A 14,219-nucleotide genomic window follows, 5' to 3' on the forward strand; every position below is an offset into this window, starting at 1 on the left:
ATACGACGACTCGGACCTTAGGTTAGCCTGTCCATTACCGGTTCGGTCAATCAGAGGTGGTTCGGACTGCTTACAGTCGGCCGGCCAGGGTTTCGGTTGCCTGCGCTCGCAACGTCCGGACGCGCTTGAGAACGCCACCGGTGACCGGCCGGCGCCAGTACCCACTGGCGTCGAGCATGGTCTTGCCCACCCCCAGCGACTTGGCCACTGACCGGAGTTCTCGCACTGTCCCGGCCTCGCCGGCAATCCACATCCAGCCATCCCCGTCGGGAAGAGACAGGGCCGAGATCGCCGCGGCCAGCTGCTGCCCGTCGCTGACATCGTCGCGCCGCCGCAACCAGGTGATGCCCTCGATGTCGACCTGTTCATCAGAGGCATCCGGCACGACGGCAAAGGCGTGCACCGGAATTCCGGACGGAGGCGCGTCGAGGTAGTGCGCGATCGCGGGCAGTGCCGTTTCGTCACCGGCGAGGATCCACCAGGGCGCACCCTTCGGCGGCACGGTCGAGGTGCGCGGCCCGGCCAGATGAATGGTGTCGCCGGCCTTCGCGGTCCGGGCCCACTCACCCGCCACACCACCGCCGTGCACTACGAAGTCGACGTCCAATTCGCCGGCGACCTCGTCATAGCGGCGGATCGTGTAGGACCTCGAGGTCGGGGCCGGCCGCCGCGGCCAGTCGAGGTGACCGTCGTCCTGCTCGGGCAGGGTCAGCACATTCGTCTCGGGATCAGCGAAGAAGATCTTCACGTAGTCATCCGGGTTGTGGGTCGCAAATGGTGTGACGTCGTGGCCACCGGACCGGAAGGCGCCGAGCTGCTCACCGCCCAGGGTCACCCGCCGCATATGAGGTGTCACATCGACAACCCTGACGACATCCAGACAACGCAGGACCACCGGCAACGACAACAGCTGCGGCGGGACAAGTCCTTCCGTACCCATGGAGTCTTCGGTCCCTTCGATTGGGCTATGGCACACAACACTGCGATACGATCTCTTCGCCTTAGGGTAGGCAAACATGATTTTTCGATTTCCACCGGGCCCACCGGCCGAGCAATGTCGGTGTGTCCACCCGAGAGGTACTGATCTGTGACAGCGGAACGAACGACCAACGAACGCCGGGTCTTTCTCGACCTTCGGCCACTTCGCGACAGCACGCAGTTTCGACGGATCTTCATCGCGCGGACGATCTCACTCCTCGGGATCGGAATGCTCACGGTCTCGGTTCCGATCCAGACCTACAACCTCAGCGGATCGACGTTCCTCGTCGGCCTCGTTGCCGCGCTGGAAGGCGTTGCCACGATCGGCGGCATGCTCGCCGGCGGTGTGCTCGCCGACCGATACGACCGCCGAACCCTGATCCTGTTCTCCCGGACGATGGCCGGACTGACGTTCGCCGGGCTAGGGATCAACGCGATACTCCCGTCGCCGTCGGTCGCCGCAATCGTCGTGTTGGCCGTGGTCAATGGCGCATTCGGATCGATCAGCGTCGCCGCGCTGCTGTCGGTCATCCCGAGTCTCATCCCGTCCGACCAGATGATCGGCGTCGGCGCCCTCAACGCATTGACCGTCCGGATGGGCGCAGTCCTGTCCCCACTTCTGGCCGGACTGATCATCGCCACGTGGTCCGTGTCGTGGAACTACTGGATCACCACCATCGGAACGGTGATCACGATCCTCATCCTGTCCGGACTCCCGTCCCTTCCGGCGCCGACACATGAGCCGAAGGAGACCGCCGATGGCGACGCCACCCCGGTCGGCGAAACCGCCCTGCAGTTCCTTCGTCGCGACCGCCTCGTCGGCGGCGTGATCGCCGTCGGTGTGATCGCCATGCTCGGCGGCGGACTGATCGCGCTGATCCCGGCATTCGTCGACGAACGATTCGCCGGGGATTCGCGGACCACCGGCATGCTCTATGCGGCGGGTGCGGTAGGAGCCGTCATCGCCTCTTTCACCAGCGGCTGGTTGTCGTACCTGCGCAAGCCGGGTGCCGTCCTGCTGACGGCGCTGACTCTCGGATTCGTCATCCAGGGCGCGGTCGGCCTCACCACCACCGTCGCGCTGGCGGTGCCGCTGCTGATCGCATTCGGAGCGGCGACGACCATCCAGGAAGTGCTGCGCTACAACCTGATCCAGACCAATACCCCGGCCCCGCTACTGGGCCGCGTCAACAGCCTGTGGGCAGCACAGGAAGTCGCGGGACTGGCGGTCGGAGCATTGCTGGCCGGCGTTGTCGGCAGCTTCATGGCGGCTTCGAGTGCGGTCATGGTCTACAGCGCAATCCTGCTCGTGATCGCCTTGGGCGGAGCAGCGGTGCTGTCTTCGCTGCGGACCTATTCGCCGCCAAATTCCCCGGTGATAAGGTGAGGCTTCACTTACCATCTCGTGAAACATCTTGAGCGACAGGAAGACAAGAATGACGTCGGAGCGACGGTCGAACAACAGGCAGTGGCGAGGCCGCGTGATCGGCGCGATCGCCGCGGGCACTGTGCTCTTTCCGCTACTTGCGGCCTGCGGGTCTGACAGCGATGCCAGTCAGACAAATGATGCCCGCAATGCAACGAAAACCGCGGCCGCCTCGGAGTCCACATCAGGCGGGTTCCCGGTAACCCTGACCGGCGCGTTCGGCGACGTCACCATCGAGTCCAAGCCGGAGCGCGTCCTGGCACTGAGCCCGACGGACGCCGACATCGTCCTCTCGCTCGGCGTGACCCCGATCGCCATTCCCACCAGCGCCCAGACCGACGCGACCACCAACAACACCGGTCTGTTCCCCTGGGCCGAGGGCAAATACCCGGCCGGGACACCGAAGTTGGACCTGAGCACCGCCCAGTCGTCGACACTCGAGGCGATCCTGGCCCTCGAGCCCGACGTGATGGTGGGCACCGCGTTCTACGGACTGGTCGATCAGACGAATGCCGCACTCAAGGACGTCGCCCCGGTCGTGTCGTACACGACAGCGCCCAACGGTGACTCCTGGCAGGACTCGACACGCAAGGTCGCCAAGGCGCTCGGCCTCGAGTCCAAGGGTGAAGAGGTCATCGCCTCTGCCGAATCGACACTGACCGACGCCGCAGCCGCGAATCCCCAGCTCAAGGGCGAGAAGTTCAACGTCCTCATCTCGCCGTCGGCGTCCGAGGTCTACATCCTGTGCTCGGCCGACGACAACCTCGGCCGCGTGATGAAGGAATTCGGCATGGTGTTGTCCGAGTACGCGCAGAGCGTTCCCTGCACCAATGGCCGGACAAAGGTGAGCTACGAAAACCTCGACAAGCTCGATGCCGACGTGCTGATCGCGTTCCCGGACACCGCCGAACAGATGAGCTACCTGACCGATCAGCAGCTGTGGAACAACTTGTCGGCCGTCAAACGTGGTGCCGTCGTGGAGATCCCGAAGACGGAATCCGTTCCGGCCGCGCTGGCATTCCCGTCAGCACCCAGCCTCGAATGGGCCGTTGGTCAGATGACGCCGCTCATCGTCGAAGCCGCGGCGAAGTAACAACTCCGAACTACGCAATCGGCGCGGCGGTGATCACATCACCGCCGCGCCGATGTCGCGCGATCTAGGCCGAACCCACCCATTCGTCGGAACCGTCAGCGAAGATCTGATGCTTCCAGACCGGTAGCTGGGCCTTGACTTCGTCGACGAGTAGCGCACACGTGGCAAACGCCGCCTGCCGGTGGTCTGCCGCAACGGCAACCACGAGTGCGGCGTCGCCGATCGCGAGGTTGCCGACGCGATGCGACACCGCGACGGCACGAACGCCCTCGGCCGCTGCTGCCACCTCGGCGACCACCTTTGCCACCACATCGGCGGCGGTGGGATGCGCGCTGTAATTCAGCGCGGTCACGTCTCGTCCACCATCGTGATTGCGCACGGCACCAACAAAACTCACGATCGCGCCCGCCGTACCGTCGGCGGCATCGATGGCAAGTTGTTCGTGCACAGCGGTCGACAGCGGTTCCTCTGTCACGGCGGCCAGGGCCACCACGGCTGCCATCAGTGATCACCTCCGTTGATCTGATCGATTGCATGGGCGAGAACCGGATCGAGTACCTCGAGCCCGTCCCGCACGCCTCCACTCGAGCCGGGGAGGTTGACGATCAGTGTGCGTCCGGCAGTACCGACGATGCCACGCGAGAGGACCGCGGTGGGCACCTTCGGGAGTCCGCTGCGCCGAATGGCGTCGGCCAGACCGGGTATCGCGCGATCGATCACCGCGGCCGTTTGTTCAGGGGTGTGGTCGGTGGGTGTCAGGCCGGTTCCACCGGTGGTGATGACCAGCGCAATACCGGCGGCAACCGAGCCGCGCAGCGCTTCGCCCACCGCGTCGCCGTCGGGCACGACCTGCGGGGCACCGACCTCGTAGCCACGCTCGGTCAGCCAGCCGGTGATGATCGGGCCGCACCGGTCCGGATACACGCCGGTGGCAGCCCGGGTCGAGGCGACGACCACCGCTGCGGTCCTGTTCCCCGGTGAACCGGACTCAGTCATCGTCGCGCTTCCAGTGACCTTTCTTGCCACCGGTCTTCTCGTGAAGTCCGATGTCGGTCATCTGCGCACGCGGATCGACCCCTTTGACCATGTCGTGGAGGGTGAGTCCCGTCACCGCGACAGCAGTCAGCGCTTCCATCTCGACGCCGGTGCGATCGGTGGTGACGGCCGTGGCCCACACCTCGATGGTGTTCTCACCGAGTTCGAAATCGACGCCGACAGAACTGAGCGCCACCTGATGGCAGAGCGGAATCAGCTCGGGGGTCTTCTTCGCGGCCATGATCCCGGCGATGCGAGCCGTCGCAAGGGCGTCACCCTTGGGCAAGCCACCCGACGACAGCAACCCGATCACTTCGGCAGTTGTCACGAATGTGCCGGTTGCCACAGCTTTTCGGGTGGTCGCGGCCTTACCACCGACGTCGACCATCTTTGCTGCTCCGGACTCATCGAGATGAGTCAGGCGCTGCGATGCCGAGGGTTCAACCACCGATCAGCGATTGACGGTGGTGCGGGGATGAAGGTACGGAAGATCTGCCGGATCCAGCGGGAAAAGGGTGTCACCGAAGGGTGACAGCGATCCGGAGCGATTGGACGCGAACTCACTGACGGCGTGCTCGCCGTCAGGAACTACAGGCCAACCGTTGTCCACATACTTCTCTTTTTCAGCCACGGCGGTAATTGTGCCATGACCGCCGCGCATATCATCTACTGGATGAGCCCCGACCAGCCAATCAGCCTGGCCGACGACCTCGCCGCGCGCAGCGACGAACTCCTGCTTGATCTCCTGCAGGCCCGGCCGGACCTGGCGAGTCCGCCTCCGCCGGGTGTCACCGTTCTCGCGCAGAGGGCGTTGTCGGCGGCCTCGATCAACCGATGTGGCGAGGATCTGGACGTGCTCGCGGTGGCGGTCCTCGAAACCCTGGACGCACTACGACGGGCGTCCGGCGGTGGACCCGTAGCTGCCGCGGCCATCATCGAGGCCCTGTCCGAACGTGCGGCGCCGGATGCGATCGGCGCCCGGATCGACTCCCTGGTGGCGTTGGCCCTCATCTGGGGTCCACAAGAAGCCCTGCAGACCGGACCGCACATGCCGGCCGCATGGCCCTGGCGCTCACCGCTGGCCACCGCACCCGTCAACCTGCTCGACCTCGCCTCGATCCGGGCGAAGATCGACGGACTCGGCGAGCGCGAACGCGAACTGCTCACGACCCTGTCCTCCGGCCCCGGCCTGGGCCGGACCCGCGATGCCGCACTCGGACCGGACTCGGATCGGCCGGTCCCCCAGCTGGTCCACCAGGACATGCTGGTGGTGGTCGACGAACAGACCGTCGAATTGCCCGTGGTGATCGGACAATTGCTGCGCGACGAGGACCCGGCCGAACCCAGGAGTCTGCGGCCACCGGAATTGACCGGCGGTGGCGGCCGCAAGATCGGGCTCGGCGAGGTGGATGCGGCGGCAGCCGGTGAAGCCCTGGAGTTCTTGCGGCACAGCACCGACGTACTCGAGGCCCTCGGCGTCCAGCCGGCCACCGTCCTGCGGGCCGGCGGGATGGGTGTCCGTGAGATCCGCCGCCTGACCAAGGTCGTGTCCGTCGACGAGAAACGGATGGGCCTGGTACTCGAGGTCCTCTCGGGCCTGCGTCTGATCGACTCCGGCTTCCCCGTGCCCGACGTCTCCGACGGTCTGGAACCGTCCTGGGCGCCAACAACATCCACCGACAGCTGGATCCATCAGAGCCCCGAACGGCGGTGGTACTCCATCGCGTCGGCGTGGATCGATCTGCACCGCCGCCCGTGGCAGATCGGCGACCGGACCCCCGACGGCACGATCGTCGGCGCGCTTGTCGGCGCCATTCCGGAGGGTGCCGCACGCGCCGAGCGACTGCTGGTTCTGCAGGCCCTGGCCGAGGCCAAGCCCGGCGCCGCCGTCACACCCACGTCACTCGGCAGGCAGATCGCGTGGCGCCATCCCCGCTGGATCCGCCGCCTGCCGCAGGCAACAATTGCCGAAACACTCTCCGAAGCACAGGCATTGGGCCTGGTCGCCCATGGCGCCCTGACGTCCGCGGGCCGCGAGATCGTCGCCGCGGGTAGCGCCGAGGACATCGAGACGCAGACGCTGGGCGCGATGGCGCGGTCCATTCCGGCACCCATCGATTTCTTCCTGGCCCAGGCCGATCAGACGATCACCGCTCCGGGCCCCCTGACCCCTGAGCTGACCGCCGACCTCAGCCTGGTCGCCGACCTCGAATCCGGCGGCGCCGCATCGGTGTACCGGGTGTCCGAGGCGACCGTCCGGCGCGCTCTCGACGCCGGCCGGACCGGCACCGAGTTGCTCACGTTCTTCACATCGCATTCGAAAACACCGGTGCCACAATCGATCTCCTACCTGATCGACGATGTCGCCCGTAAACACGGACAACTCCGCGTCGGCGTGGCCGGCAGCTTCATCCGATGTGAGGACCCGACCACATTGGCGGCGGTCCTCAGTTCCCCGGTGGCCGATGCACTCTCGCTGCGGGCGCTGGCTCCCACCGTCGCGGTGACCTCGGAACCATTGATCGACGTGCTCGAGCGTCTCCGGGCTGCCGGGTTCGCCCCGGCCGGCGAGGACGCCGAGGGTGAACTGGTCGATCTGCGATTCCGGGGCGCCCGGCTTCCCACACCGCGCGAACGTCACAGCGCGCGTAAAACGTCGCTGTCGCTGCCCAGCCGGGATCGGCTCGGCGCGGTGCTGACCCATATGCGTTCGCAGGATGCGGCCAACTCCGCGACGCTGGTCCGCCCCGGTAAGGGGGGTTCGTCGGTGACGGGCGGCGGACTGCCGGCCACTGCCCTGTTGCAAAAGGCCCTGAACTCGAAGAGCACAGTGCGATTGGGATATGTCAATGCGGAAGGTTTTGCGAGTCGTCACGTCGTGGTCCCCCGGTTGATCGGTGCCGGCCAGGTGATTGCAGTCGAGCCCGGCACCGACGACGAGCACCGGTTCTCACTACACCGCATCACCACCGTCGAAATGGTCGACTGACGGCCGCGACCGAATTGCCCAGCGGCGGTGCGGCCGCCCAGACCATCTGAACGACAGCACCTTTCGCCTCACACTATGGAGTTGTCAACGTACGTGCGCGGTCCCGGTGCACAACCGGGTGCGTCATGGGAAGTTCGTGGCTCACAAGGTCGAGATCAGGCGGCGGCAGTTCAGGCAGCGAGTGTCAAGGTTCGTCTGTTGTAGGCCGGTAGCGGTCTTCGCTGCGGGTCGATGTCGGCCGGCGGGATCAGCCAGGGGTGTCCGTCGGAGCCCATGATCACGTCCCAGTCGGTGTGGTGGACCGCCCGATGGCAGGTGCGGCACAGCAAGCACCCGTTCTCCAGGGTCGTGGCGCCGCCGTCGGCGAAGTGTGTGATGTGGTGGCAATCGGACCAGGTCACCGATCCGCCGCACTTCACACAACAGGTATCGCGGATGATGATCGCCTTGCGGACCAGACCGGTGAACAGCCTTTTGGGCGGACTCAGATCGATCGGAACCTCTTGGCCGTCAAGGGTGATCGAGGTGATCGTGGAGTCACAAGCCAGACCAGCGGCCGTGGCTTCGGTGATCGGCTCCATCCACCGCAGTGTCGCGGCCTCGGGATGGTCGGCCGGGACGGTGACCATCACCTCGGTCCGCGGCGCCGACACCAAGTCTTGCCCACCGCCCCCGCAGTCCAGCAGTTGATGCAGCGCATCAGCGCGGCGCTTCGTCGGTGTGCGGGCATCATCGCTGCCATCGGGTTCGGGACGGGCTCTGGACCACAAATCCAACGCAGAGAACAACTTTTCCCCGATCACCACATCGACATCGAACCTGCCGACACATCGACCCTCAGGGTTGACGACATAGTCCAGACTGTTCAACGACCGATCTTCGGCCGGCGGCAGACCACCGGTGTCGTTGGCAACCTGATTGCCCAAGCCTCGCGCCACCGCACCGATCTCCGACGGTGGAGCACCGGAAATGGCGTGGCTCAACAGTTTCCGCTCGAACTCCACCCACTGCTCACCGGTGACCGCCTCATCGGACCGGTCCACGATATGCGCGACACCTTTGACCACCGCATCGACATGCTCGGAGGACAGGAACCCGTCCCGCGAGTACCCGGCAGTGCGATCCAACCCTGCCAAACCCGACCCGACACGGATCCACCGATACGCCGCACCTGGCGCAGCGCCATTGGCCTGCAACAACTTTGCCGTTGTCGATCCGGATTTGCGTGCCATACCTGACTGATCGATCATCGCCGCACACACCGCGAGCTGATGCTCGCCGGCGTTGCGCAGCGTGATCAGATCTTTTGTCATGGCGAGCAGTTCGCCGGGATCGTCAGGAATGACCAGGTCAACCAGGGAATCGACGACATCGAGAAGCCGCATCACAGAACACCTTCCAGGCATAAACAGCAGGAAAGTTGACCGGTTTTCTGGGGGAAGTGTTTAGCGCGGCTCGTCGTATTTCTTCGGGCAACTGTTTCCAGCATACCGAATCGAACTGGTGTTCACAAGACTTTTCACGAACCAATCAAACTGCCGCACAATAGGTTCCGAAACTCCGAAGTACCAGGAGAGTGGTCATCGAACGTCCCATCACAAGTTATCAGCGACGTCCGACAGGGCACTTGCCCACCGCAGCTTCGCGACTCCAAGTAGTTTCCAGTTGTTCGAATGATTCCTGGCCACTCGGGTCCACGTCCAGTTGAAACCGTGCTCGCCGACGACGCGCCCAGACACCGAGGAGGTCACCATGACGACCACTCCGAGCGATCCGAACACTGCGCTGCCAGGCCGTCCTCCCATCGTCGACCTGGCCACCTGGCAGAGCGCCCGTGACGAACTCCTGATCCGGGAGAAGGCCCACACGCACTCCGGTGACGCCATCGCAGCGGCCCGACGGCGACTGCCGATGGTCGAGTTCGACGGCGCGGTCGAGGTCGTCGGACCAGACGGCCCGGTTCCGTTCCGGGATCTGTTCGGTGGCCGCGACGAGCTCGTGGTCTACAAGCACATGTGGTACGACGGCGCACCGCATCAGGGGCAGTGCGAGGGCTGCACCACCACGGCCTCGCATGTGAAGGACGCCGTCTACCTGAATGCCCGAAACGTGTCGTATGCCGTCCTGACCACGGGCCGGTGGGACGAGGTCGCCTCCTACGTCTAGTTCACGGGGTACGCCGAGCTGGTATTCGGTGCGCGACACCGACGAGCCGGCCGTCGGCGAGGCGTGGGAGGACAACACCCGGCCCGGCGCGACCCCCGTCGAGACCCTCGGCCGGCACGGACCCCACCACTGATCTTCCGGACCGTTGCGGATCAAAATGTGCCCGACGTGGCGTGGGGGCATGGTTCTGAGGACAATGAACCCTTGTGACCGACGGACCCCTGATCGTGCAATCCGACAAGACCCTTCTTCTCGAGGTTGACCACCCCCTCGCTGCCGAGGCCCGAGCGGCCATCGCGCCGTTCGCCGAGCTCGAGCGTGCCCCCGAACACGTGCACACGTACCGGGTGACACCGCTGGCGCTATGGAACGCCCGGGCGGCCGGACACGACGCCGAACAGGTGGTTGATGCGCTGGTCACCTTCTCGCGCTACGCCGTGCCCCAGCCGCTGCTGATGGACGTGGTGGACACCATGGGCCGCTTCGGCCGGCTGCAGCTGGTGAAGAGCCCCGTGCACGGCCTGACGCTGGTGAGCACCGACCGGGCCGTCCTCATCGAGATCATGCGCAACAAGAAAATCGCGCCGATGCTCGGTGCCAGGGTGGACGACGACACCGTCATCGTGCACGCGTCCGAACGCGGCCGTCTCAAGCAGGTCCTGCTGAAGGTCGGCTGGCCCGCGGAGGACCTGGCCGGTTACGTCGACGGCGAAGCCCACGCCATCGCGCTCGACCAGAACGGCTGGGAGCTGCGCGACTACCAGCAGCTGGCCGCCGAGTCGTTCTGGGCCGGCGGTTCGGGTGTCGTGGTCCTGCCGTGTGGCGCAGGCAAGACGATGGTCGGAGCGGCCGCGATGGCAACCGCTCAGGCCACCACCCTGATCCTGGTCACCAACACCGTCGCCGGACGGCAGTGGAAGCGCGAGCTGATCGCCCGGACGTCCCTCACCGAGGAAGAGATCGGCGAGTACTCCGGCGAGCGGAAAGAGATCCGCCCGGTCACCATCGCGACCTATCAGGTGATGACCCGCAAATCGAAGGGCGAGTACCGCAATCTCGATCTCTTCGATTCCCGGGACTGGGGCCTGATCATCTACGACGAGGTCCACCTGCTGCCCGCTCCGGTGTTCCGGATGACCGCCGATCTGCAGTCGCGGCGCCGGCTCGGCCTGACCGCGACCCTGGTGCGCGAGGATGGCCGGGAGGGTGACGTGTTCAGCCTCATCGGTCCCAAGCGGTATGACGCTCCGTGGAAAGACATCGAGGCACAGGGCTGGATCGCACCGGCCGAATGCATCGAGGTGCGCGTGACCCTCACCGACAACGAACGCCTCGAATACGCCGTCGCCGAGCCCGAAGAGAAGTACAAACTGTGCTCCACGGCGCACACCAAGATCAATGTCGTGAAGTCGATCCTGGAGCAGCACAAGGACTCTCAGACCCTGATCATCGGCGCCTACCTCGACCAGCTCGATGAGCTCGGTGCCGCCCTAGACGCCCCGGTGATCAAGGGGTCCACCAAGAACCGGGAACGCGAGGTGCTGTTCCAGCAGTTCCGCACCGGCGAGATCCAGATCCTGGTGGTGTCGAAGGTGGCCAACTTCTCGATCGATCTCCCCGAGGCGTCTGTTGCGGTCCAGGTCTCGGGAACCTTCGGCTCGCGGCAAGAAGAGGCCCAGCGCCTGGGCCGGCTCCTGCGCCCGAAAGCCGATGGCGGACAGGCACACTTCTACTCGGTGGTGTCCCGCGACACCGTCGATGCCGATTACGCCGCCCATCGGCAGCGGTTCCTGGCCGAACAGGGCTACGCCTACCGGATCACCGATGCCGACGATCTGCTCGGCCCCGCGATCGGCTGATCAGTCGGTAGGACTGCCGAAGCAGAACCCGAGCGGCGACGGCCGGTCGAAGGTCACGGCGCTGGGGCAGTCGGGAACGGTTGTCGACTCCACCCTCACGAGCACCTTGAGGACCGTGTTGATCTGGCTGCTCGCGGCCACGCAGGGGACCTCTTTCATGCCGGTCAGTGAGGCAATCGGGACCTCGTAGCACTTGCCTTCCTGAAAGTTCGGGACGAGGCAGAGCTTCGTTTCGTTCGCACCGGTCTGGGTGAGCTCGGAATACTGCTCTCCCCCACAGGAATCCGAACTCGAGTCGAGTGTCTCGGCAACGATGAAGTTCAGCGGCGACGTCGTATCGCAATCGACGATGTCGAAGTCCGCGTCCGAGTTGGCCCCGGACAAGGTGATGCAGTCGGCGGCCTCGACGTCGTCGATGTCGTCGCCGAGGAAAAACGCAAACGCCACCACCGCGACGACGCCGGCGACGAGAACTGCGGCAACCACGGCGAGGACCACCCACAACGTGCGCTTGTTGCGGGGTGGAGGTTGCTGGTAGTTGCCGTATGGACTCCCGCCGTACTGCGGGACCGCGCCGTAAGGCACCGGGGGCGGATATGACTGACCGGGATACGGCTGCCCATAGGGGTTGTTGCCTCCGGGACCGTAGGGTCCCGGTGCGCCGGGGTAGGGACCTTGATCTGACACGCGTTACCTCCCGGCGACCGACGACAATGAGATTCTGAGCCTAGCCCGCCGACCATTGCGGCACCGAGATGAACGCATCGGATCGGGTGACCGCTGTAGCGTTGACTGCTGCAGGCACGCGGACTTTCCAGGAGGGCAGCAGACATGCGGATCGTCAAACGGCTACAACCGTTCTCGTCGACCATCTTCGCTGAGATGTCCCAGTTGGCAGTCCAGCACGATGCCATCAATCTCGGGCAGGGCTTCCCGGACACCGATGGCCCGCTGTCGATGCTCATGGCCGCGCAGGATGCGATCGCCACCGGACACAACCAGTACCCGCCCGGCCCCGGGATCCCCGAACTGCGGGCGGCCGTTGCGCGGCATCAACTCGACCACTACGGGCTGCAGTACGACCCGGACACCGAGGTCCTGATCACCGTCGGTGCCACCGAGGCGATCGCCGGTGCGGTTGTCGGCCTGGTCGAGCCGGGCACCGACGTGGTGATGATCGAGCCGTATTACGACTGCTACGCCGCCGCCACCGCGATGGCCGGCGCCAACCGGGTCACCGTCCCGCTCGTTCCGGACGGCGACGGCTTCACCCTCGACCGCGACGCGTTGAACCGCGCGATCACCCCCCAAACGTCCCTGGTCATCATCAACTCGCCGCACAATCCCACCGGCACAGTCCTTTCCGACGATGATCTGAACGCCATCGCGGCCGCCTGCATCAGCAACGACGTGGTGGCGCTGACCGACGAGGTCTACGAGCATCTGCTGTTCGACAACCGCACGCACACTCCGCTGGCAACCCTGCCGGGCATGAAGGAGCGGACGCTGCGGATCTCGTCGGCCGGGAAGACCTTCAACTGCACCGGATGGAAGGTCGGCTGGATCAGCGGGCCGGCCGAACTGGTTGCCGCCGCCCGCGCCGCCAAGCAGTTCATGAGCTACGTCGGCAGCGGACCGTTCCAGCCGGCCATCGCCTTGGCCCTCGACACCGAGATGGATTGGGTTCGCGGCTCCGCGGCCCGACTCGAGCGCAGCCGTGATCTCATCACCGGTGCACTGACCGATGTCGGATTCGACGTGCATCGCAGCGAGGGCACTTACTTCGTCGTCGCCGACCCCCGTCCGCTCGGCTATCACGACGGGGCGGCCTTCTGCCGCGAGCTGCCCGGCCGGATCGGGGTCGCCGCGGTCCCGGTGAGCGCGTTCGTCGATCACCACGACCAGTGGAGCCATCTGGTCCGGTTCGCGTTCGCCAAGCGCGACAACGTCATCGAAGAAGCCGCCCGGCGGCTGCGCGCGTTGGCCTGACCAAAATTCGCACATGTGTTCTAATCGCGGTATGGTCAGGACCATGACTCCGGGTCGTCAGGTGTCGCTGTTCGAGGACCTCAGCGACGCAGCCATCCCCGCCGCGTTGAATCCGCTGGCGGGTCGAGTGGTCCGCCGGGAGCTCACCGATGGCGCCTGGGTCGACCTGCGACCGGGTTGGGTCACCGGTGCCGACGAGCTCTTCGACCGACTGCGCGCCGACGTGCCGTGGCGCGCCGAGAAGCGGCAGATGTACGACCGCTATCTCGAGGTGCCGCGCCTGGTCAGCCAGTACCTCGACGCCGCCGATACTCCACATCCACTGCTTCGCACCTGCCGCGACGCCTTGACCGACAACTACCGCGCCGAGCTGCCGGAGGGATTCGCATCGGCTGGGTTGTGCCTGTACCGCAACGGCACTGACAGTGTCGCCTGGCACGGGGACACCATCGGCCGGGGCAAGTCCGAAGACACGATGGTTGCGATCCTCTCTCTGGGATCTCCGCGACCGCTCATGTTGCGCCCGGTCACCGGCGGCCCCTCACTGCGATTCACGCTCGGCCACGGCGACCTGCTGGTGATGGGCGGCAGCTGCCAGCGCACGTGGCAGCATGCCGTCCCGAAAACCACCGGCGTCGGCCCCCGGGTCAGTGTTCAGTTCCGTCCTCCGGGGGTGTGGTGACC

The 14,219-nt window shown here is 65.6% G+C and carries 14 protein-coding genes; 7 read left to right on the top strand and 7 right to left on the bottom strand.

Annotated features, from left to right (window positions below; all coding sequences use genetic code 11):
* Positions 1-70: 70 nt before the first annotated feature.
* A complete protein-coding gene (locus H290_RS0100690; protein ID WP_020104826.1) occupies positions 71-940 on the bottom strand; it encodes a siderophore-interacting protein in 870 nt (289 codons plus the stop codon).
* 147 nt (positions 941-1,087) lie between these two features.
* On the opposite strand from H290_RS0100690, the gene entS reads away from it, so the two are divergent.
* Positions 1,088-2,365: an enterobactin transporter EntS gene (entS, locus tag H290_RS0100695; RefSeq protein ID WP_020104827.1), complete on the top strand. Its 1,278-nt coding sequence runs from the start codon at positions 1,088-1,090 to the stop codon at positions 2,363-2,365.
* A gap of 49 nt (positions 2,366-2,414) precedes the next feature.
* Positions 2,415-3,497: an iron-siderophore ABC transporter substrate-binding protein gene (locus H290_RS0100700; RefSeq protein ID WP_051121829.1), complete on the top strand. Its 1,083-nt coding sequence runs from the start codon at positions 2,415-2,417 to the stop codon at positions 3,495-3,497.
* 64 nt (positions 3,498-3,561) lie between these two features.
* On the opposite strand, the gene H290_RS0100705 is transcribed toward H290_RS0100700, so the two are convergent.
* The 4 genes from H290_RS0100705 to H290_RS0100720 are packed head-to-tail and all read right to left on the bottom strand — an operon-like array spanning position 3,562 to position 5,163.
* The gene (locus tag H290_RS0100705; RefSeq protein WP_020104829.1) at positions 3,562-3,999 is read right to left on the bottom strand and encodes a molybdenum cofactor biosynthesis protein MoaE; all 438 of its coding nucleotides are present in this window, start codon (positions 3,997-3,999) and stop codon (positions 3,562-3,564) included.
* Positions 3,999-4,493, bottom strand: a complete 495-nt coding sequence (locus H290_RS0100710) for a molybdenum cofactor biosynthesis protein B (protein ID WP_020104830.1) — start codon at positions 4,491-4,493, stop codon at positions 3,999-4,001. The genes H290_RS0100705 and H290_RS0100710 overlap by 1 nt, the downstream gene beginning before the upstream one ends.
* Complete coding sequence (gene moaC / locus H290_RS0100715) at positions 4,486-4,980, bottom strand: cyclic pyranopterin monophosphate synthase MoaC (RefSeq protein WP_020104831.1); 495 nt, start codon at positions 4,978-4,980, stop codon at positions 4,486-4,488. Before moaC ends, H290_RS0100710 begins: the two co-directional genes overlap by 8 nt.
* Before the next feature lie 3 nt (positions 4,981-4,983).
* Positions 4,984-5,163 (bottom strand): hypothetical protein, encoded by a 180-nt coding sequence (locus tag H290_RS0100720; protein ID WP_028462610.1) that lies wholly within the window; start codon positions 5,161-5,163, stop codon positions 4,984-4,986.
* Between the two features lie 15 nt (positions 5,164-5,178).
* On the opposite strand from H290_RS0100720, the gene H290_RS0100725 reads away from it, so the two are divergent.
* On the top strand, positions 5,179-7,521 hold the full coding sequence (locus H290_RS0100725; RefSeq protein ID WP_020104833.1) for a helicase-associated domain-containing protein: 2,343 nt from the start codon (positions 5,179-5,181) through the stop codon (positions 7,519-7,521).
* 170 nt (positions 7,522-7,691) lie between these two features.
* Here the strand turns inward: H290_RS0100725 and H290_RS0100730 are convergent, their stop codons facing one another.
* Positions 7,692-8,906: an HNH endonuclease signature motif containing protein gene (locus H290_RS0100730; RefSeq protein WP_020104834.1), complete on the bottom strand. Its 1,215-nt coding sequence runs from the start codon at positions 8,904-8,906 to the stop codon at positions 7,692-7,694.
* 367 nt (positions 8,907-9,273) lie between these two features.
* On the opposite strand from H290_RS0100730, the gene H290_RS27410 reads away from it, so the two are divergent.
* Both H290_RS27410 and H290_RS0100740 read left to right on the top strand, forming a co-directional pair.
* Positions 9,274-9,687, top strand: coding sequence for a DUF899 family protein (locus tag H290_RS27410; protein ID WP_231373479.1), 414 nt, complete (start codon positions 9,274-9,276; stop codon positions 9,685-9,687).
* Between the two features lie 206 nt (positions 9,688-9,893).
* Positions 9,894-11,546: a DNA repair helicase XPB gene (locus H290_RS0100740; RefSeq protein ID WP_020104837.1), complete on the top strand. Its 1,653-nt coding sequence runs from the start codon at positions 9,894-9,896 to the stop codon at positions 11,544-11,546.
* Here the strand turns inward: H290_RS0100740 and H290_RS30005 are convergent, their stop codons facing one another.
* A complete protein-coding gene (locus H290_RS30005; RefSeq protein WP_020104838.1) occupies positions 11,547-12,233 on the bottom strand; it encodes a hypothetical protein in 687 nt (228 codons plus the stop codon). It lies immediately after the preceding gene.
* Positions 12,234-12,377: 144 nt separating this feature from the next.
* Here H290_RS30005 and H290_RS0100750 point away from each other — a divergent pair, with 144 nt between their 5' ends.
* Entirely contained in the window at positions 12,378-13,535 is a 1,158-nt protein-coding gene (locus H290_RS0100750; RefSeq protein WP_020104839.1) for a pyridoxal phosphate-dependent aminotransferase, read from the top strand.
* Between the two features lie 43 nt (positions 13,536-13,578).
* Positions 13,579-14,217, top strand: a complete 639-nt coding sequence (locus tag H290_RS0100755) for an alpha-ketoglutarate-dependent dioxygenase AlkB (protein WP_028462611.1) — start codon at positions 13,579-13,581, stop codon at positions 14,215-14,217.
* The last annotated feature ends 2 nt before the right edge of the window (positions 14,218-14,219 follow it).

Origin of the sequence: Nocardia sp. 348MFTsu5.1, from assembly GCF_000383535.1 — a bacterium.
Lineage (GTDB): Bacteria > Actinomycetota > Actinomycetes > Mycobacteriales > Mycobacteriaceae > Williamsia > Williamsia faeni.

Bases quoted from the DNA above. Each gene is read 5' to 3' on its own strand.
- H290_RS0100705 (WP_020104829.1), bottom strand. From the start codon at position 3,999: ATGGCAGCCGTGGTGGCCCTGGCCGCCGTGACAGAGGAACCGCTGTCG.
- H290_RS0100725 (WP_020104833.1), top strand. From the start codon at position 5,179: ATGACCGCCGCGCATATCATCTACTGGATGAGCCCCGACCAGCCAATC.
- H290_RS0100730 (WP_020104834.1), bottom strand. From the start codon at position 8,906: ATGCGGCTTCTCGATGTCGTCGATTCCCTGGTTGACCTGGTCATTCCT.
- H290_RS0100750 (WP_020104839.1), top strand. From the start codon at position 12,378: ATGCGGATCGTCAAACGGCTACAACCGTTCTCGTCGACCATCTTCGCT.
- H290_RS0100700 (WP_051121829.1), top strand. From the start codon at position 2,415: ATGACGTCGGAGCGACGGTCGAACAACAGGCAGTGGCGAGGCCGCGTG.
- H290_RS0100755 (WP_028462611.1), top strand. From the start codon at position 13,579: ATGACTCCGGGTCGTCAGGTGTCGCTGTTCGAGGACCTCAGCGACGCA.
- H290_RS27410 (WP_231373479.1), top strand. From the start codon at position 9,274: ATGACGACCACTCCGAGCGATCCGAACACTGCGCTGCCAGGCCGTCCT.
- H290_RS0100710 (WP_020104830.1), bottom strand. From the start codon at position 4,493: ATGACTGAGTCCGGTTCACCGGGGAACAGGACCGCAGCGGTGGTCGTC.
- H290_RS0100690 (WP_020104826.1), bottom strand. From the start codon at position 940: ATGGGTACGGAAGGACTTGTCCCGCCGCAGCTGTTGTCGTTGCCGGTG.